The sequence below is a fragment of the Cellulomonas pakistanensis genome, from assembly GCF_016862755.1.
Taxonomy (GTDB): Bacteria; Actinomycetota; Actinomycetes; order Actinomycetales; family Cellulomonadaceae; genus Cellulomonas; species Cellulomonas pakistanensis.
On sequence record NZ_BONO01000031.1, the window covers coordinates 19,999 to 37,549 of the forward strand.

At 75.7% G+C, this 17,551-nt stretch carries 20 protein-coding genes; 12 read left to right on the forward strand and 8 right to left on the reverse strand.

Annotated elements, in window-relative coordinates:
• Nucleotides 1–31: 31 nt before the first annotated feature.
• Nucleotides 32–1,300, reverse strand: coding sequence for an FAD-binding protein (locus Cpa01nite_RS16625; RefSeq protein ID WP_203669977.1), 1,269 nt, complete (start codon nt 1,298–1,300; stop codon nt 32–34).
• 156 nt (nt 1,301–1,456) lie between these two features.
• Between Cpa01nite_RS16625 and Cpa01nite_RS16630 the strand changes: the two genes are divergently transcribed.
• A complete protein-coding gene (locus Cpa01nite_RS16630; protein ID WP_203669978.1) occupies nt 1,457–1,861 on the forward strand; it encodes an FKBP-type peptidyl-prolyl cis-trans isomerase in 405 nt (134 codons plus the stop codon).
• 103 nt (nt 1,862–1,964) lie between these two features.
• A complete protein-coding gene (gene deoD / locus Cpa01nite_RS16635) occupies nt 1,965–2,681 on the forward strand; it encodes a purine-nucleoside phosphorylase (protein ID WP_203669979.1) in 717 nt (238 codons plus the stop codon).
• Between the two features lie 88 nt (nt 2,682–2,769).
• Here deoD and msrA read toward each other — a convergent pair whose 3' ends face one another.
• Nucleotides 2,770–3,438 (reverse strand): peptide-methionine (S)-S-oxide reductase MsrA, encoded by a 669-nt coding sequence (gene msrA, locus Cpa01nite_RS16640; protein ID WP_203669980.1) that lies wholly within the window; start codon nt 3,436–3,438, stop codon nt 2,770–2,772.
• Nucleotides 3,439–3,564: 126 nt separating this feature from the next.
• On the opposite strand from msrA, the gene Cpa01nite_RS16645 reads away from it, so the two are divergent.
• Genes Cpa01nite_RS16645 through ilvA form a run of 3 tightly spaced genes read left to right on the forward strand, consistent with a single transcriptional unit; the run spans nt 3,565 to nt 7,360 of the window.
• Entirely contained in the window at nt 3,565–4,794 is a 1,230-nt protein-coding gene (locus tag Cpa01nite_RS16645) for a cystathionine gamma-synthase (RefSeq protein ID WP_203670006.1), read from the forward strand.
• On the forward strand, nt 4,791–6,146 hold the full coding sequence (locus Cpa01nite_RS16650; protein ID WP_373307461.1) for an AI-2E family transporter: 1,356 nt from the start codon (nt 4,791–4,793) through the stop codon (nt 6,144–6,146). The genes Cpa01nite_RS16645 and Cpa01nite_RS16650 overlap by 4 nt, the downstream gene beginning before the upstream one ends.
• Nucleotides 6,147–6,157: 11 nt before the next feature.
• Nucleotides 6,158–7,360 (forward strand): threonine ammonia-lyase, encoded by a 1,203-nt coding sequence (ilvA, locus tag Cpa01nite_RS16655; protein ID WP_203669981.1) that lies wholly within the window; start codon nt 6,158–6,160, stop codon nt 7,358–7,360.
• A 115-nt stretch (nt 7,361–7,475) separates the two neighbouring features.
• Here the strand turns inward: ilvA and Cpa01nite_RS16660 are convergent, their stop codons facing one another.
• The gene (locus Cpa01nite_RS16660) at nt 7,476–7,826 is read right to left on the reverse strand and encodes an MmcQ/YjbR family DNA-binding protein (RefSeq protein ID WP_203669982.1); all 351 of its coding nucleotides are present in this window, start codon (nt 7,824–7,826) and stop codon (nt 7,476–7,478) included.
• A gap of 204 nt (nt 7,827–8,030) precedes the next feature.
• On the opposite strand from Cpa01nite_RS16660, the gene Cpa01nite_RS16665 reads away from it, so the two are divergent.
• Complete coding sequence (locus Cpa01nite_RS16665) at nt 8,031–8,234, forward strand: hypothetical protein (RefSeq protein WP_203670012.1); 204 nt, start codon at nt 8,031–8,033, stop codon at nt 8,232–8,234.
• A gap of 85 nt (nt 8,235–8,319) precedes the next feature.
• Here the strand turns inward: Cpa01nite_RS16665 and greA are convergent, their stop codons facing one another.
• Both greA and Cpa01nite_RS16675 read right to left on the reverse strand, forming a co-directional pair.
• Nucleotides 8,320–8,808 (reverse strand): transcription elongation factor GreA, encoded by a 489-nt coding sequence (gene greA / locus Cpa01nite_RS16670; RefSeq protein ID WP_203669983.1) that lies wholly within the window; start codon nt 8,806–8,808, stop codon nt 8,320–8,322.
• 225 nt (nt 8,809–9,033) lie between these two features.
• Nucleotides 9,034–9,438 carry a DUF4307 domain-containing protein gene (locus tag Cpa01nite_RS16675; protein ID WP_203669984.1) on the reverse strand — a complete coding sequence of 135 codons (405 nt, stop codon included), beginning with the start codon at nt 9,436–9,438 and terminating at the stop codon, nt 9,034–9,036.
• A 134-nt stretch (nt 9,439–9,572) separates the two neighbouring features.
• Between Cpa01nite_RS16675 and mca the strand changes: the two genes are divergently transcribed.
• From mca to Cpa01nite_RS16690, 3 genes are read left to right on the forward strand one after another with little or no spacing between them, the layout of a single operon-like run.
• On the forward strand, nt 9,573–10,430 hold the full coding sequence (gene mca, locus Cpa01nite_RS16680) for a mycothiol conjugate amidase Mca (RefSeq protein WP_203670008.1): 858 nt from the start codon (nt 9,573–9,575) through the stop codon (nt 10,428–10,430).
• Entirely contained in the window at nt 10,427–10,789 is a 363-nt protein-coding gene (locus tag Cpa01nite_RS16685) for a hypothetical protein (protein ID WP_203669985.1), read from the forward strand. The genes mca and Cpa01nite_RS16685 overlap by 4 nt, the downstream gene beginning before the upstream one ends.
• The gene (locus Cpa01nite_RS16690) at nt 10,786–11,613 is read left to right on the forward strand and encodes a nitrilase-related carbon-nitrogen hydrolase (protein WP_203669986.1); all 828 of its coding nucleotides are present in this window, start codon (nt 10,786–10,788) and stop codon (nt 11,611–11,613) included. The genes Cpa01nite_RS16685 and Cpa01nite_RS16690 overlap by 4 nt, the downstream gene beginning before the upstream one ends.
• A gap of 19 nt (nt 11,614–11,632) precedes the next feature.
• On the opposite strand, the gene Cpa01nite_RS16695 is transcribed toward Cpa01nite_RS16690, so the two are convergent.
• Both Cpa01nite_RS16695 and trhA read right to left on the reverse strand, forming a co-directional pair.
• Nucleotides 11,633–12,376 carry a GTP pyrophosphokinase gene (locus Cpa01nite_RS16695; protein ID WP_203670009.1) on the reverse strand — a complete coding sequence of 248 codons (744 nt, stop codon included), beginning with the start codon at nt 12,374–12,376 and terminating at the stop codon, nt 11,633–11,635.
• Between the two features lie 101 nt (nt 12,377–12,477).
• Nucleotides 12,478–13,149, reverse strand: coding sequence for a PAQR family membrane homeostasis protein TrhA (trhA, locus tag Cpa01nite_RS16700; protein WP_373307463.1), 672 nt, complete (start codon nt 13,147–13,149; stop codon nt 12,478–12,480).
• A 216-nt stretch (nt 13,150–13,365) separates the two neighbouring features.
• On the opposite strand from trhA, the gene Cpa01nite_RS16705 reads away from it, so the two are divergent.
• Both Cpa01nite_RS16705 and phoH2 read left to right on the forward strand, forming a co-directional pair.
• Complete coding sequence (locus tag Cpa01nite_RS16705) at nt 13,366–14,127, forward strand: isoprenyl transferase (protein ID WP_203669987.1); 762 nt, start codon at nt 13,366–13,368, stop codon at nt 14,125–14,127.
• 314 nt (nt 14,128–14,441) lie between these two features.
• The gene (gene phoH2, locus Cpa01nite_RS16710; protein WP_203669988.1) at nt 14,442–15,788 is read left to right on the forward strand and encodes an RNA 5'-3' helicase PhoH2; all 1,347 of its coding nucleotides are present in this window, start codon (nt 14,442–14,444) and stop codon (nt 15,786–15,788) included.
• 16 nt (nt 15,789–15,804) lie between these two features.
• Here phoH2 and Cpa01nite_RS16715 read toward each other — a convergent pair whose 3' ends face one another.
• On the reverse strand, nt 15,805–16,965 hold the full coding sequence (locus Cpa01nite_RS16715) for an FUSC family protein (protein ID WP_203669989.1): 1,161 nt from the start codon (nt 16,963–16,965) through the stop codon (nt 15,805–15,807).
• Nucleotides 16,966–17,039: 74 nt separating this feature from the next.
• On the opposite strand from Cpa01nite_RS16715, the gene Cpa01nite_RS16720 reads away from it, so the two are divergent.
• The gene (locus tag Cpa01nite_RS16720) at nt 17,040–17,528 is read left to right on the forward strand and encodes a MarR family winged helix-turn-helix transcriptional regulator (protein ID WP_203669990.1); all 489 of its coding nucleotides are present in this window, start codon (nt 17,040–17,042) and stop codon (nt 17,526–17,528) included.
• Nucleotides 17,529–17,551 lie beyond the last annotated feature (23 nt).

Genomic DNA, 17,551 nt, shown 5'->3' on the forward strand with positions numbered 1-17,551 from the left:
AGGCCGCTCCACCCACCCCCCCGGTGGCGGGTCAGCCCAGGCCGAGCACGTGCCGGTCGACGAACGCGTTCCGGAACGTCCCGTCCGGGTCCGTGCGGGCGACCAGGGCGCGGAAGTCGTCCAGGCGCGGGTAGAGGTCCCGCGGGTCGGAGCCGGGCGCGCCCACGGCGTCGAACAGCTTGCCCCAGTGCGGGCGGGCGCCGAACGGCGCCAGCGCGGCCTCGATCCGGGGCAGCACCGCCTCGACCTCGGCCTGGCGCGGCAGCCAGGTGAAGTGCAGCCCGACCCGGTCGCCGCCCTCGGCGGTGCTGAGCCAGAGGTCGTCGCCGGCGATGGTCCGGACCTCGGCGACCTGCAGCAGCGGGGCCACGACCTCGCCGAGCCCGCGCATCGCCTCGATCGCCGCGACGGCGTGCGCGCGCGGGACCAGGTACTCGGACTGCAGCTCGTCGCCGTTGCTCGGGGTGAACTCGAGCCGGAAGTGCGGCAGCCGCTCGTGCCAGGGGCCCGGGACGCCGAGCTGCTGCGTGCAGTTCACCGGGTCGATGCCGGGCAGCGGGTGCAGCGGCCCGGGCGCGGGGCGGGCGCCGAACAGGTCGACGCGCGGCTCGTACGCCCCGCCGGGGGCCACGCGCGTCTTGCGCCAGACCTGCCGGACGGCCGGCCCGGTCCAGTCGGTGAACAGGCTGACCGAGTCGGCCGACCCGGTGACGTCGTCCAGGTGCTCCAGCACGGCGTCCCACGGCAGGTCCGTGTGCACCTCCTGCGCCACGTCGTAGGCCGGCTCCACGTCGAGGGTCACGCGCACGACGACGCCCAGCGCACCGAGCGCGACGACCGCGCCGGGGAAGTCCGCGTCGCCCCGCGCCAGGTGCCGCAGCGACCCGTCGGCGGTGACCAGGTCCAGCCCGGCGACCGCGGCGGCGAGGTTCCGGGACCGGTCGCCCGAGCCGTGCGTGGCCGTCGCGACGGCGCCCGCGACCGAGATGTGGGGCAGCGACGCGAGGTTGTGCAGCGCCCACCCCTGCGGGTGCAGCTCCCGGGCCAGCGCGCCGTACCGGGTGCCGGCCGACACGGTCACCGTGCGCGCCGCGGCGTCGACCTCGACCGCCGGGTCCAGGCCGTCGAGCCGCACCAGGTCGTCCGAAGTGTCCGCGACCGTGTTGAAGCAGTGCCGGGTGCCGAGCGCGCGGACCCGGCGCGCCCCGGCCACCACCTCCTGCACCTGCTCGACCGTGCGCGGCTCGTGCACGCGCGCGGCGGCATAGGTGAGGTTCCCGGCCCAGGTGGTCAGCGTCATCGGTGCTCCCGTCCCGGCGGGCGCCCGTCGCCCGCCGGGACGACCGTAACCCGGACGGCGGGTGAGGTCCGGTGCGCCGGCGGGCCGCGTTCGCGGGCGGGGGAGCGCACCGTGCAGGATGGGGGAGTACGCCGCTACCCCGATCGAGGAGACGTCATGCCCGCCACGCTGCCCGAGGCCACCGGTTCGTTCGGCGAGAAGCCGACCCTGACGTTCCCCGAGGGCGACGCCCCCGCCGAGCTCGAGGTCGTCGTGCTGTCGCCCGGCGACGGCGCGCTCGTCGAGGCAGGCGACGACCTCGAGGTGCACTACCTGGGCCAGAGCTGGGGCGGCCACGTGTTCGACAACTCGTACGACCGCGGCTCGTCCATCTCGTTCCCGATCGGCGTCGGCGCCGTCATCGGCGGCTGGGACGAGGGCCTCGTCGGCCAGCCGGTCGGCTCGCGCGTGCTGCTGTCGATCCCGCCGCACCTGGGCTACGGCGACCGCGGCGTGCCGCAGGCCGGCATCCGCGGCGGCGACACCCTGGTGTTCGTCGTCGACATCGTCGGCACGCACTGACGCCGCACCCCCGCACCACCTCGGCCGCCGCCCTCGCCCTCCCGGGCCGGGCGGCGGCTGCGCGTCCAGCCCGCACCACCCGCCCCACTCCGAGGAGCCCGCCATGCCCACCCCGCACATCTCCGCCGAGCCCGGCGACTTCGCCCCCGACGTCCTCATGCCGGGCGACCCGCGCCGGGCCACCCGGATCGCGGAGACCGTGCTCGAGGACGCCCGCCTGGTGACCGAGGTGCGCGGCGTCCTCGGGTACACCGGCACCTGGCAGGGGCGCCCGGTGTCGGTCATGGCGTCCGGCATGGGCGTGCCGTCCATCTCGATCTACGCGACCGAGCTGTTCCGGTTCTACGACGTGCAGCGGATCATCCGCATCGGCACGGCCGGCGGCATGGCGCGCACCCTGGAGCTCGGCGACGTCGTCGTCGCGACCGCCGCGCACACCGACTCGGGCGTCAGCGAGCACCGGATCTCCGGCGTGCACTACTCGCACGTGCCGGACTTCGGCCTGGCCGCCGCCGCGTTCGCCGCCGCCGCCGAGGTGCCGGGCGCCCGCGCGCAGGCCGGCGCGGTGTTCACCTCGGACTCGTTCTACTCGAACCGCCCCGAGCGCACCCAGGCGCTGATCGACCACGGCACGCTGGCCGTCGAGATGGAGGCGGCCGGCCTGTACGCGGTCGCCGACCGCGAGCGGCGCAAGGCCCTGGCCCTGCTGTCGATCTCGGACTTCACGTTCCAGGCGAACGAGCTGACCGCCGCCGAGCGCGAGCAGCTGTTCGACCACGCGGTGCAGATGGCGCTCCGCGCCTTCGCCGCGACGTCCTGACCGCGCCCGGCGCGGGGCCGGGACGCAGGACGGCCCGGCCCCCGCGGTGGGGGGCCGGGCCGTCCGGACGCTCGCGCGCCGGCGTGCGTCAGGCGTCGAGCGGGCGCGGGCAGGACACGCCCGTGCCGCCGATCCCGCAGTACCCGTTCGGGTTCTTGTCGAGGTACTGCTGGTGGTAGTCCTCGGCGTAGTAGTACGGCCCGGCCTCGGCGGCGGTGCGGATCTCGGTGGTGATCTCGCCGTAGCCGGCCTGGGTCAGCCGCTGCTGGTACGCCGCGCGGGTCTCCTCCGCCACGGCGGCCTGCTCCGGCGTCGTGGTGTAGACGGTCGACCGGTACTGCGTGCCCCGGTCGTTGCCCTGGCGGTAGCCCTGCGTCGGGTCGTGCGACTCCCAGAACGTCCGCAGGACGTCGGCGTCGGAGACGACCGTCGGGTCGTAGGCGACCTGCACGACCTCCGCGTGCCCGGTCAGGCCGGTGCACGTCTCCTCGTACGTCGGGTACGGCGAGTAGCCGCCCTGGTAGCCCACCGAGGTGCTGACGACGCCCGGCAGCTGCCAGAAGATGCGCTCGGCGCCCCAGAAGCAGCCCATGCCGAGCACGATCGTCCGGGTCCCCTCGGGCCACGGGCCCTGCAGCGGCGTCCCGAGGACGGTGTGCGTCGCGGGCACCGGGTAGGTGTAGCCCTCGTGCCCCTTCAGCGCGCGCTCCGGCTCGACCATCGTCGACTTGAGGGCGGATCCGAACAGCCAGTTCATGGTGACTCCCTTCCACGGGTCCGACGCTCTCAACCCGCGCGCGGGCCCGCGTGTTCCCGCGCGCGACGGTCCGGGGCGGGGGCCTAGCCTGGGGCCGTGAGCGACGCGAACGACAGCACCCCGACCCTGGCCGCGACCGGCGACCTCGACCAGCACACCGACCACGGCGACTGGTCGTCCGCCGGGTTCGCCACCCGCGCCATCCACGCCGGGCAGGACCCGGACGCGGCGACCGGCGCGGTCGTCACGCCGATCTACCAGGTGTCGACGTACAAGCAGGACGGCGTCGGCGGGCTGCGCGGCGGCTACGAGTACTCGCGCTCGGGCAACCCGACCCGCGCGGCGCTGGAGGAGGCGCTGCGGTCGGCGGAGGGCGGCGGCGCGGGCTTCGCGTTCTCGTCCGGGCTCGCCGCGGAGGACACGCTGCTGCGCGCGGTGCTGCGGCCCGGCGACCACGTCGTCATGGCGAACGACGCGTACGGCGGCACGTACCGCCTGATCGCGCGCGTGTTCGGGCCGTGGGGCGTCGAGCACACGCCGGTCGACCTGTCGGACCCGGACGCGGTGCTCGCGGCGATCCGCCCGGGGCAGACCAAGGTCATCTGGGTGGAGACGCCGACCAACCCGCTGCTCGGCGTCGCGGACATCGCGGCGCTCGCGGCGCACGCGGCCGCGGCGGGGGCGGTGCTCGTCGTCGACAACACGTTCGCGACGCCGTACCTGCAGCAGCCGATCGCGCTCGGCGCGGACGTGGTCGTGCACTCGACGACCAAGTACATCGGCGGGCACTCCGACGTCGTCGGGGGCGCGCTGGTCGTCGCGGACGGCGCGCAGCTGCCGGTCGGGCTGGACGGGCCGACGGGCACGACGGCGCTCGCGGACGCGGTGGCCTTCCACCAGAACGCCTCCGGCGCGGTCGCCGGCCCGTTCGACTCCTGGCTGACCATGCGCGGGCTCAAGACGCTCGCGGTGCGGATGGACCGGCACTGCGCGAACGCCGCCGCGGTGGCCGCGTTCCTGGAGGCGCGCGACGACGTCCCGCAGGTGATCTACCCCGGGCTCGAGAGCCACGCGGGCCACGAGGTCGCGGCGCGGCAGATGTCCGGGTTCGGCGGCATGGTGTCGTTCCGCGCGGGCAGCGCCGAGCGCGCCGAGCAGATCTGCGCTCGCACGAAGATCTTCCTGCTGGCCGAGTCGCTCGGCGGCGTGGAGTCGCTCATCGAGCTGCCGGCGCGGATGACCCACGGCTCGGTGGTGGGCACCGACCTCGAGGTCCCGGACGACCTGGTCCGGCTGTCGGTCGGCATCGAGGACGAGGCCGACCTGCTCGCCGACCTGGCCCAGGCGCTGGCGTGAGCACGCCGCGCCGGGGCTGGCGGGGCCGCCCCCGCCCGGGCGAGCCGGCCACCCCGGCGCCGGTGCTGCACGAGGGCGACCTCGCCTCGGGCGACACGCCCCCGGGCTGGACCGCCGAGCAGTCGGTCGCGCCGTCGGTGCGCGCCGCCGCGGCGTGGTCGTGGCGGTTCCTGCTCATCGCCGCGGCGACCGCGGCGGGGCTGTGGGTCGTCGGCTTCTTCAAGGTCATCGTCGTCTCGGTGGCCATCGCGCTGCTGCTCACCGTGCTGCTCGCGCCGGTGGCCCGGTTCCTGCACGCCCGCCTGCGGTTCCCGCGCGGCCTGGCGTCGATCACCTCGGTGCTGCTGCTGCTCGCGGTGGTGTCCGGGCTGGTCGTGCTGGCCGGCCGGTCGATCGCGAGCGGCTTCGGCGACCTCTACGACCAGGCGTCCGCCGGCGTCGACGAGGCGCTGGCGTGGCTGTCCGACGGCCCGCTCGGCCTCAGCACCGACCAGCTCGACGACCTGGTGCAGCAGGGCCGGGACCAGATCAGCGAGAACGCGAGCAGCCTGGTGTCCGGCGCGCTCACCGTCACGACGACCGTGGGCCACGTCGCCGCGGGCGCGCTGATCACCCTGTTCTGCACGTTCTTCTTCCTGCTCGACGGCCGGACGATCTGGACCTGGCTGGTCGGCCTGCTGCCGATCTCGGTGCGCGAGCGGGTGCACCAGGCGGGCCGCCGCGGCATCGTCACGCTGTCCGGGTACACGCGCACGCAGATCCTGGTGGCATTCGTCGACGCCACGGGGATCGGCCTCGGCGCGGCGATCCTCGGCGTGCCGCTCGCGGTGCCGCTGGCGACGCTGGTGTTCGTCGGCTCGTTCATCCCGATCGTCGGCGCCATCGCCACCGGTTCGGTGGCGGTGCTGGTGGCACTCGTCGCGCAGGGCCCGGTCGTGGCGCTGCTCATGCTGGGCGTGGTGCTGCTCGTGCAGCAGATCGAGGGCCACGTGCTGCAGCCGTTCCTCATGGGCCACGCGGTCTCGCTGCACCCGGTGGCCGTGCTGCTCGTGGTGGCGGCGGGCTCCCTGGCCGCCGGCATCGTCGGCGCGCTGTTCGCGGTGCCGATCGCGGCGGTGCTCAACACGGTGGTGCTCTACCTGCACGGGCACGACAAGTTCCCCGAGCTGGGCACGGACGACCACGTGACGCTCCGGCCGCCCGGGGTGTACGGCCGCCGGCGCGGGATCGGCCGCGGGCGGGTCCGGGCCGGCGCGGGCGGCAGCGACCCGGCGGCCGGGCTCGAGCCCGGCGGCGCGCGCGGGGCGGGAGGTGCGCGGCGCGGCCCGGACGGTCCGACGGGGAGATCGTGAATGATGCACCGGTGACCTTCCTCGACGACGCCCGCGCCGCCGCGCGCCTGCTGGAGGGCGTGGCGACGCGCACCCCGGTGGAGTCCTCCCGCGCCCTGTCCCAGATCGCCGGCGTGCCCGTCCTGCTCAAGTGCGAGAACCTGCAGCGCGCCGGGTCGTTCAAGATCCGCGGCGCCTACGTGCGGATGGCGCGGCTGTCGTCCGAGGAGCAGGCCCGCGGCGTCGTCGCGGCGAGCGCCGGGAACCACGCGCAGGGCGTCGCGCTCGCCGCGCAGCTGCTCGGCATCGACGCGGTCGTGTACATGCCGGTGGACGCGGCGCTGCCGAAGGTCGCGGCGACCAAGGAGTACGGCGCCGAGGTCCGGCCGCACGGCCGCAGCGTCGACGAGGCGCTGGTCGCGGCGCGCGCCGAGGCGGAGCGCACCGGCCGGGTGCTGATCCACCCGTTCGACCACGAGGACATCGTCGCGGGCCAGGGCACGCTCGCCCTCGAGATCCTCGAGCAGGTGCCGGACGTGCGGACGATCGTCGTGCCGCTCGGCGGCGGCGGGCTGGCGGCCGGGATCCAGGCGGTCGTGGCGGAGCTCGCGCCGCACGTGCGGGTCATCGGCGTGCAGGCCGCGCGGGCCGCGGCGTACCCGGCGTCGCTGGTGGCGGGGGAGCCGGTCGCGGCCCCGGAGCTGCACACGATGGCCGACGGCATCGCGGTCGGGACGCCCGGCGCGGTCCCGTTCGCGCTGCTGCGCCAGCACGGCTGCGAGGTGCGCACGGTGTCCGAGGAGGACCTGTCCCGCGCGCTGCTGCTGGTCGCCGAGCGCGCGAAGCTGCTGGTCGAGCCGTCGGGCGCCGCGGGCGTCGCGGCGGTCATGGCGGCCCCGGGCGAGCTCGAGGGGCCCGTCGTGGTGCTGCTGTCCGGCGGCAACATCGACCCGCTGGTGCTGCTGCGCGTCGTCCGGCACGGGCTCGCGGTGTCCGGCCGGTACCTGCAGCTGCGGGTGCGCGTGCACGACGCCCCGGGCGCGCTGGCGGCGCTGCTGCGCGAGCTGGCGACCACCGGCGGCAACGTCATGCACGTGTCGCACGTGCGCACCGGGGTGGACCTGGAGATCGACGAGGTCGAGATCGAGGTGCAGGTCGAGACCAAGGGGCCCGAGCACTGCGCCCGCGTCCTGCAGCACCTGCGCGACGGCGGCTTCCGGCTCGCGGAGCACTGACCGCGGCGCGGCCCGCGCGCCCGGCCGGCCCGCGAGGCCCGCGAGGCTCGCGAGGCCGGCGAGAGAGCATCCGACACGTCGAGAGAGCATCCACTGGATGCTCTCTCGACGTGTCTCATGCTCTCTCGGCGCGTGGCGCGGCGTCGCAGAGGCGGCGCGGGGCGCGGCACTCCCACGCCTCCGCGAGCAGCTCGGCGAGCTCCTCGGGGTCGACGCGGTCGAGCCGGACCAGCACGCTCGGGTGCGCGCGGTAGTGGTCCGTGGTGAAGAACCGGTCCGGCGCGCTCGCGATCAGCCCGGCGCGCTCCTCGACGTCGGGGCGCCAGCACACCAGCACGCCAGGCTGGTCGTGCACCCGGGCGAAGATCTTCCCGGCGACGTAGTAGGCGGGCGTGCCGTACGCCGGCCGCTCGGTGACCTCGGGCAGGCCGGTGGCGATCCGCCGCACGTCGTCCTCGGTGCTCACGCCTCGATCGTGCCGGACGCGGTCGCAAACGGCGCGGACCGCGGCCGGGGCGCCGACCGGGCACGGGACGCGTCGACTGGGCAACCAGGGGATGCCCACTCGACGCGTCCGATGCCCACTCGGCGAGCGGGCATGGAACCGCGCCGCGCGGTGTTGTGCCTCACGAGGGCCGGAGCGCCCCCACGGACGACAGGAGGACCCACGGTGACGACGACGACCACCCCGGCGGCCACGACGACGGGCGGCTGGGTCGATCCCCGGACGGAGATCGAGGCGGGCGTGCTGCTCGCCGACGGCAGGCTGGTCGGGCGGAAGTTCGCGTCCCGCGCCGAGGCCGAGGCGTTCGCCCGCCCGGAGGACGGCGAGCAGGTGGTCGAGTACAACCTGGTCTGCGAGTGCGCGGTCTGACCGCACCGGCCGCCGCGGACCGCGGCACGCGACGAGGGCCCCGACCGGTGATCCGGTCGGGGCCCTCGTCGCGTGGGCGGCCGTGTCAGCCCGTGAAGGGCTTCGCGTCCGTGATCTCGACCGGGATGTCGCGGCCGTTGGGCGCGGTGTAGGACACCTTCTCGCCGACCTTGCGGCCGTTGATGGAGGCGCCGAGCGGCGACGTCGGGGAGAACACCTCGATGTCCGCGCTGCCGGCGATCTCGCGCGAGCCGAGCAGGAAGGTCATCTCGTCCCCGGCGACCACGGCGGTGACGACCATGCCGGGCTCCACGACGCCGTCGTCCGGCGGGGTGCCGATCTGGACGTTGCGGAGCTTCTCCTTGAGCTCGCGGATGCGGGCCTCCTGCTTGGCCTGCTCCTCGCGGGCGGCGTGGTAGCCGCCGTTCTCCTTGAGGTCGCCCTCGTCACGCGCGGCGGCGATCCGCTCGGTGACCTCGGCGCGGCCCGGGCCCTCGAGGTGCTCGAGCTCAGCCTTGAGGCGGTCGTAGGCCTCCTGCGTCAGCCAGGTGGCGGCCTGCGTCGTGTCGGTCACGTCCACTCCTTCCTGCGTGTCGCGCGCCCGGTGGCGCGCCGTCGTCGGTGGCCCCGGTCAGGCGTGCGCGGGCCGGGCGGTGAACGGGGGTGCCGTCTTCCTCGCGGTCGCGTCGGCCTGCGGCGACGTCGGGCGACGTCGGACCGGGGGCGGCGTATGAATCGGCAAGCATAGCAACCCGGCGGTCCCCGGGGGTGGATCCGCGGGCCCGGTGCCGGCCGGGTGTCAGGCCGCCTCGCACGACTCGACGACCGCGGACACCGCCAGCTCGGTGGTCGGGATCGCCGAGGTGACGCGCTGCGTGGCGGTGCCGGCCGGCCCGACCTCGACGGTCTGCACGCCCACCTCGGCGTACGACTCGGACAGGGCCTGCACGCGGCAGCGCACGGTGGCGTCGGCGTCCTTGGTGACGTCGAACGTGATCGCGGTGCTGGTCGGGCCGTCGACGCTGAACCCGACCATCTTCCAGCTCAGCCCGTCCCCGCCGAGCGCGAGCCACGCGGCGACGGCGACGGCGACGACGCCCAGGGCGATCATCGCCGCGCGCGCCAGCCCGGGCCGGCCGGGGCCGGACGGCTTCCCGTAGCGCCCCGCGGGGAGGTCCGGGGTCGGGTCGGAGGTGGCCGTCACGTATCGCTCCTGGAGGAAGGGGCCGCGCGCGTCGGCGCGCGGAGTCGTCGGGGTGCGACCATTGTCCCGCGCCGGAGGCCGCGCCGGCGACGAGGAGAGGACGACACCACACCGTGACCGAGCAGCTGCGCCTGATGGCGGTGCACGCCCACCCGGACGACGAGTCGAGCAAGGGGGCGGCCACCACCGCCCGGTACGCCGCCGAGGGCGTCGACGTGCTCGTCGTGACCTGCACCGGCGGGGAGCGCGGCGACGTGCTCAACCCGCACCACCCGCCCGTCGAGGGCGGCATCGAGGGGATGCGCGCCGTGCGCCGCACCGAGATGGCCGCCGCCGCGGCCTCGCTCGGCGTGCGGCAGCACTGGCTGGGCTTCGTCGACTCGGGGCTGCCCGAGGGCGACCCGCTGCCGCCGCTGCCCGAGGGCTGCTTCGCGCTGCAGCCGCTGGAGGACGCCGCCCGGCCGCTCGTCGAGCTGGTCCGCGAGTTCCGGCCGCACGTGATCACGACGTACGACCCGACCGGCGGCTACCCGCACCCGGACCACATCATGTGCCACCGGGTGGCGTTCGAGGCGTTCCACGCGGCCGGCGACCCCGAGCGGTACCGCGGCGCGGGGGAGCCCTGGGAGCCGCTGAAGCTCTACTACAACCACGGCTTCTCGATGGCCCGGATCCGCGCGGCGCACGAGGCGCTCGTCGAGCGCGGGCTCGAGTCGCCGTTCGGCGAGTGGGTCGAGAGCCGCGCGGCCCGGGAGATCCCGGAGCGCGAGGTCACCACGCTGGTCGACGTGCACGAGTACTTCGACGCCCGGGACGGGGCGCTGCGCGCGCACGCCACCCAGATCGACCCCGAGGGCTTCTTCTTCGCGATGCCGCGGGACCTGGAGCTCGAGGTGTGGCCGACCGAGGAGTTCGAGCTCGCCGAGTCGCGCGTGCCGACGACCCTGCCCGAGGACGACCTGTTCGCCGGCGTCCGGGAGGTGCTCCGGTGACCCCGGGGACGCTGCTCGCGGTCGCGCACGGCACGCTGCTGCAGGGCTGGGGCTCGCTGGCCGCCGCGACCGGGCCGACCCCGTCGCCCTCGCCGTCGACGCTCGAGATCCCGCCGGAGGACCAGACGTCGCCGGGCCTGCTCGGGTTCCTCGTGACGTTCGCGGCCGCCGCGGCGGTCATCTTCCTGGCGTTCTCGCTGGTCCGGCACCTGCGGGTGGTCGACCGGAACGCGCGCCGGCTGCAGGCCGAGCGGGATGGCGCCGCCTCCGGGGACGCCCCGGCGGGCGGCGCGGCAGGAGACGGCGCCCCGACGGCCGACGGCGACCCCGGTGGCACGACGCCGCCGGGCCGCCGGTGAGCACCGTCGAGCCGCCGGTCCGCCCGGCGGTGCGGGTCACGGTCGGCCAGCTCCGGGTGAGCGACGACCACGACGCGAACCGCGAGGTCGTCCGGCGCGCGTTCGACACGGCCGCCCGCACCCGCGCCGACGTGCTGGTGCTGCCGGAGTACGCCTCGGGGTTCGACCCGCGGGGCACCGGCCCCGAGCACGCCGAGCCGCTGGACGGCCCGTTCGTCTCGCTGCTGCGCGAGCGCGCGGCGGCCACGGGCGTGGCGGTGGTGGCGGGCACGACGCTGCCCGGGTCCACGCCGGAGCGGGCGGTGAACGCCGTGGTCGCCGTCGCGGCCGACGGCGCGCTGGCCGGCGTCTACCGCAAGGTGCACCTGTACGACGCGTTCGGGCACCGGGAGTCCGACCGCCTCGAGGCCGGCCCGGCGGACGCCGCGCCGCTGACGCTCGACGTCGCCGGCGTCCGGCTGGGCGTGCTCACCTGCTACGACCTGCGGTTCCCGGAGTCGGCGCGCCGCGCGGTCGACGCCGGCGCGGACGTCCTGGTCGTCCCCGCGGCGTGGGCGGCCGGGCCGCTCAAGGCGGAGCACTGGCGCACGCTGGCCACCGCCCGGGCGATCGAGAACACCGCGGTCGTCGTCGCCGTCGGGCAGGCCGGCAGGGGCGTGACGGGGCGGTCGCTGGTCGTCGGCCCGGACGGCGTCGTCGGGCTGGAGCTGGGCGATGAGCCCGAGCTGCGCACGGTCGACCTCGACCCGGAGGCGCTGGCCGGCGTGCGGGAGACGAACCCGTCGCTCGCGCACCGCCGGTACCGGGTGGTCCCGGCGGTCTGACCCGCCGGGCGCAGGGCGGTCAGCCGCGCGGGCGCCCCTCCGCGTCCAGGTCCGTGTCCGGCGACGGCCAGAACGTCCGCAGCAGCTCCTCGGGCGTCAGCACCGCCTCCGCCTGCTCCACCGGTGCCTCGTCCCCGGCCAGCGCCCGCACCTCGTCGTGGATCCGCTCCATCGACGCGTCGAGCTGCGCGGCGACGTCGGCCGCGAGCTTGAGGGAGTCGGTGAGGTGCCGGGGCACCTGCCGGTCGTACTTGTAGTAGATCTTGTGCTCCAGGCTCGCCCAGAAGTCCATGGCGATGGTGCGCAGCTGGATCTCGACGACGACGTGCTCGACCCGGTCGGACAGGTACACCGGCACCTGCACGATGAGGTGCAGCGACTGGTAGCCGTTGCCCTTGGGGTGCGCGATGTAGTCGCGCTCCTCGAGCAGCGTCAGGTCGGCCTGCGCGACGAGCATGTCGCGCACCCGGTAGATGTCCGACACGAACGAGCAGGTCACCCGCACGCCCGCGACGTCGAACACCTGCGCCCGGACGGCGTCCGGGGTCAGCGGGATGCCCTTGCGCCGGCACTTCGCGACGATCGACTCGAACGACTTGAGCCGGGAGCCGACGTGCTCGACCGGGTTGTAGTTGGCCATGTGCCGGAACTCGTCGCGGAGGATCGCGATCTTGGTCATGACCTCGTCGATGCCGAACTTGTAGGTCAGCGCGAGGCGGCGCATGTCGCGCATGAGCGCACGCAGCTCGGCGGGGTCCGGCATGCGCGGGGCGGGCGCGGGCTCGACGGGCCCGGGGGCCGACGGGTCGGGGACGCGCTGCACGGTGCCGGTCATGCCACCACCGTAGAGGGCCCCGCGGGGGCTCATCGCAGGACCGCGAGGGCGGCCGCGACGTAGTGGCAGGTGAACCCGACGACGGTCAGCACGTGGAAGATCTCGTGGAAGCCGAACCAGCGGGGGCTCGGGTTCGGCCGCTTCGTCCCGTAGACGACGGCGCCGAGCGTGTAGGCGAGGCCGCCGCCGGCGACGAGCCAGACCACCTCGGGCCCGCCGGTGGGCGCGCGCCAGAACGCGGGCAGGAACCACACGGCGACCCAGCCCAGCGCGATGTAGACGGGCACGTAGACCCAGCGTGGCGCGCCCAGCCAGAACACCCGGGCGAGCATCCCGACCAGGGCGCCGGACCAGACGATGAGCAGCAGCGTCCGGGCGGTCGACGCGGGGAGCAGGGCGACCGCGAGCGGCGTGTACGTGCCCGCGATCACCAGGAAGATGTTCGTGTGGTCGAGCCGGCGCAGGATCCCGGCGACCCGCGGGGACCAGGTGCCCCGGTGGTAGACGGCGCTGGTGCCGAACAGCAGCATCGCCGCCAGCCCGAACACCGCGCACGCGATCGTCAGCGGCGCGGTCGGCGCGAGCACGACGAGCACGATGGACGCCGCGGTGGCGAGCGGGAACATGCCGGCGTGGATCCAGCCGCGGAGGCGGGGCTTGACGGCGTCCGCGATCTGCTCGGCGGTCTCGGCGACGTCCACGGCGGGCTCCTCCCAGATGTCCTCGGCTGGTCCGGGTGACGGACCCGAGCCTAACCTACGAATCCGTAGGTTACGGGTGCGTAGGTAGTTCTTGCGGTGTCCGTCGCGCCTGCACGAATCCTCCCCCTGCCGCTCCGTGGACGCGCCGTGCTGCGGGGTCGCCGGGCGGTAGCGTGAGCACGCCCCACCGCCCCGACCAGCCGAGGAGACCCGCGCGTGCGCCTGCCCCACCCGCTGTACGGGCTGTACGAGCGCCGGCTCGCCGCGTCGCTGCCCCGCGACCGGGTCCCGCGGCACGTGGGCGTGATCCTCGACGGCAACCGGCGCTGGGCGCGCCAGCTCGGCGAGTCCACCGCGACCGGGCACCGCCGCGGCGCGGACCGGATCGCCGACCTGCTCGCGTGGGGCGAGGAGGTCGGGGTCGAGGTCGTCACGCTGTGGATGCTGTCGACGGACAACCTGAGCCGCGACCCCGAGGAGCTCGAGCCGCTGCTCGGCATCATCGAGGACGCCGTGCGGGAGCTCGCCGCGACCCGGCGCTGGCGGCTGCAGGCGGTCGGCTCCCTCGACCTGCTGCCCGCGCACACCCAGGCGGTTCTGCGGGACGCCGAGTCCGCGACGGCCGACGTGCGGGGGCTGCACGTCAACGTCGCCATCGGCTACGGCGGCCGGAAGGAGATCGCCGACGCGGTGCGGTCGTACCTCACCGAGCGCGCCGCCGAGGGCGCGACCCTGGACGACATCGCCGCCACGTTCGACGTCGAGCACATCGCGGACCACCTCTACACCAAGGGGCAGCCCGACCCCGACCTGGTCATCCGCACGTCGGGGGAGCAGCGGCTGGGCGGGTTCATGCTCTGGCAGTCGGTGCACTCCGAGTACTACTTCTGCGAGGTCTACTGGCCGGACTTCCGGCGGGTCGACTTCCTGCGCGCGGTGCGCGACTACGCCGCCCGGGAGCGCCGGCACGGGCAGTGACGCCCCGGCCCGGGCGTCGTCGCGGCCGCGCCCCGGCGACGCCGCGACGACGCCCGGGTGAACATCGTGTTGCGGATCACACCCGCGGCGTGTCGTGCGCGCCACCGTGTCGGAGTCCCGGCGTAGCGTCCGGAGCAACGGGCGGCACCCGCCGCCCCCGGGAGGCCAGCCCATGGAGCATCCGCTCCGGGGGGAGGGCCGGTCCGGGCCCTCCGCGGCCGGCCGCCCTCGTCCCGTCACCGAGCGCCGCGCGACCCGCGGGTCCGGCGCGAGGGGTCCGACTCGGCGCTGAGCAGCGCCGGAGGGAGCCTGCCGTGGTCAGCAAGCTGGGAACCGCCACCGCCTCGACCGACCAGCCGGAGGGGCGTCGCACGCACGTCCTCGACACCTCCGTCCTCCTGTCGGACCCGCGGGCCATCACGCGGTTCGCCGAGCACGACGTCGTCCTCCCCGTCGTCGTGATCACCGAGCTCGAGGCGAAGCGGCACCACGCCGAGCTCGGCTACTTCGCCCGCGCGGCCCTCCGGCTGCTCGACGACCTGCGGGTCGCGCACGGCGGGCTGGACACCCCGATCCCGCTCGGCGACCAGGGCGGCACGCTGCGGGTCGAGCTCAACCACATCAGCCCCGAGGTGCTGCCCGCCGGGTTCCGGCTCGGCGACAACGACACCCGGATCCTCGCCTGCGCGGCCAACCTCGCCGCCGAGGGTCACGACGTCACGGTCGTGTCGAAGGACCTGCCGATGCGGATCAAGGCGTCGGCGATCGGCCTGCGCGCCGAGGAGTACCGGCACGAGCTCGCCGTCGACTCCGGCTGGACCGGCATGGACACCCTCGACGTCGGCGAGCAGCAGATGGCCGACCTCTGGGAGCACGAGTCGCTGCCGCTGGCGGACCTCCCGGAGGCGCCGACGCTCCCGGTGCACACCGGCCTGGTGCTGCACAGCCCGCGCGGGTCGGCGCTCGGCCGGGTGACGGCGGACAAGCACGTGCAGGTGGTCCGCGGCGACCAGGACGTGTTCGGCCTGCACGGCCGCAGCGCCGAGCAGCGGATCGCGATCGACCTGCTGCTCGACGAGTCGGTCGGCATCGTGTCGCTCGGCGGGCGCGCGGGCACCGGCAAGTCGGCGCTGGCGCTGTGCGCGGGCCTGGAGGCGGTGCTCGAGCGCCGGCAGCACCGCAAGGTCATGGTGTTCCGCCCGCTGTACGCGGTCGGCGGCCAGGAGCTCGGCTACCTGCCTGGCAGCGAGGCCGAGAAGATGAACCCCTGGGCCCAGGCGGTGTTCGACACCCTGAGCGCGGTGGTCAGCCGCGAGGTGGTCGAGGAGATCATCGACCGCGAGCTGCTCGAGGTGCTGCCGCTCACGCACATCCGCGGGCGCTCGCTGCACGACGCGTTCGTCATCGTGGACGAGGCCCAGTCCCTCGAGCGGAACGTCCTGCTGACGGTGCTGTCCCGGATCGGGCAGAGCTCGCGCGTGGTGCTGACGCACGACGTCGCGCAGCGGGACAACCTGCGGGTCGGCCGGCACGACGGCGTCGCGGCGGTGATCGAGGCGCTCAAGGGCCACCCGCTGTTCGCGCACGTCACGCTGACCCGCTCGGAGCGGTCGCCGGTGGCGGCGCTCGTGACGGAGATGCTGGAGGGCATCGAGCTCTGACGCCCCGCGGGGCCGGTCAGTGCGCGGCGGGCGACGCCGCGGCGGGCGAGTGCCCCGGCCGCGGCGTCGTCGGCACCGCGGGGGTCCCCGCCGTCGCGGGTGCGACCGGCCCCGCGTGCTCCGGCCGCGCCGCGACGACCGCCACCAGCAGGCCGACCACCGCGCCGGCCGCGGTGTCCAGCGCCCGGTCCAGGGCCAGCCGCGCCGGGTCGAGCGGCGCCCCGAGCGAGGTCATGAGCAGGGCCATCGGGGTGATCGTGAGCATCGCGACCCCGTAGTGCCGGGCGACCACGAGCTCGGTCGCGGTCTGCAGCACGACGACCAGCGCCGCGACGGCCCAGAACGGCAGGTCCGCGCCGAGCAGCGGCAGGGCGATCGCGACACCCGCGGCGGTGCCGGCGGCGCGCTGGAGCGCCCGGACGCCCATGTGCCGGACGTGCGCGCCCTGCAGCACGGCGGCCGCGCCCATGACGGCCCAGGCGGGGTGCCCCCAGCCGGCCGCGGCCGCGACGGAGCCGGCGAGCGCGGCGGCCACCGCCACGGAGGCGGTCGGGGCGAGCGCCGCCCCGCCGGCGGTCCCGGCGCGCACCACGTCGCGGACCCGCGGGGCGGGCTCGGCGGCGCGCGGGCCCCGGTCGACCACCCGGCCGCCGGTGCAGACCAGGCACGCGACGACCGCGCCGCCCGCGACGGCCAGCGCCCGCGCCGCCACGTCGGCCGCGTCGGACGCGGCCGCGGTGCCCGCGCCGGCCGCGAACACGAGGATCGTCGCCCCGGGCGGGCCGGTCCGCAGCGCGACCGCGCCGGCGGTGGCGCCCGCGGCGAGCAGGGTGAGCACCGCCAGCTCGGCGACCACCGGGGCGTGCGCGGCGGCCAGCGCCGACGTCGCGGCGACCGCGGTCGCGAGCGCCGCGCCGACGACCGCCATCAGCCGCAGCCGCCACGCGTACCCGCTCGACCGGCCGTACAGCGACGCGAGCGCGCCGAGCGACGCGTAGCCGGCGAGGTCCTGCCGCCCGAGCGCGGCGACCGCGAGGAAGGCCAGCGCCACGCTCGCGCCGCAGCGCAGCGCGCCGCCGAGAGCGTCCCGGGTGCTCGGCCCGCCGCGGTGCGGGCGCAGGGCGTCCCGCAGCTGGGACGGGTGCAGGAGGGCGGCGAGGAGGGACAGTCGGTGCACGGTGCCATGCTCTCAACCGATCGTTCACCGGTAAATGATTCGTGAAGCAACTCACGGTCGGTAGGGTGACGGCCGTGGACAGCGTGGACCGCCTGCGCGCGGAGTGGGAGCGCGAGGCGCCGGAGCTCGACGTGGCGCCGATCGCCGTCGCCGGCCGGATCACCCGGATCGCCGCGCTGCTCGACGCGCGGGCCGAGGCGGCGCTCGCGGACGCGGGGCTGACCCGCGGCGAGTTCGACGTGCTGTGCGCCCTCCGCCGTGCCGGCCGCGCGCTGCGCGCGGCGGAGGTGTCGACGATCACGGCCGCGTCGCCGGCGGCGATCACCAAACGCGCGGACACCCTGGTGCGCGCGGGGCTCGTGGCGCGGGGCATCCCGCACCGGGACCGCCGCGGCGTCCTGCTCGAGCTGACCGCGGAGGGTCGCGCGGCGGTCGACCGGCTCATGCCGGAGCACCTCGCCCGCGAGGCCGCGGCGCTGGGCGGGCTGGACCCCGCGGAGGCGACCGCGCTCGCGGCGCTGCTGTCCCGCGTGCTGGTGCGCGTCGAGGGCGGCGGCTCCTAGGCACGCCGGGTCGCCGCGCGCGA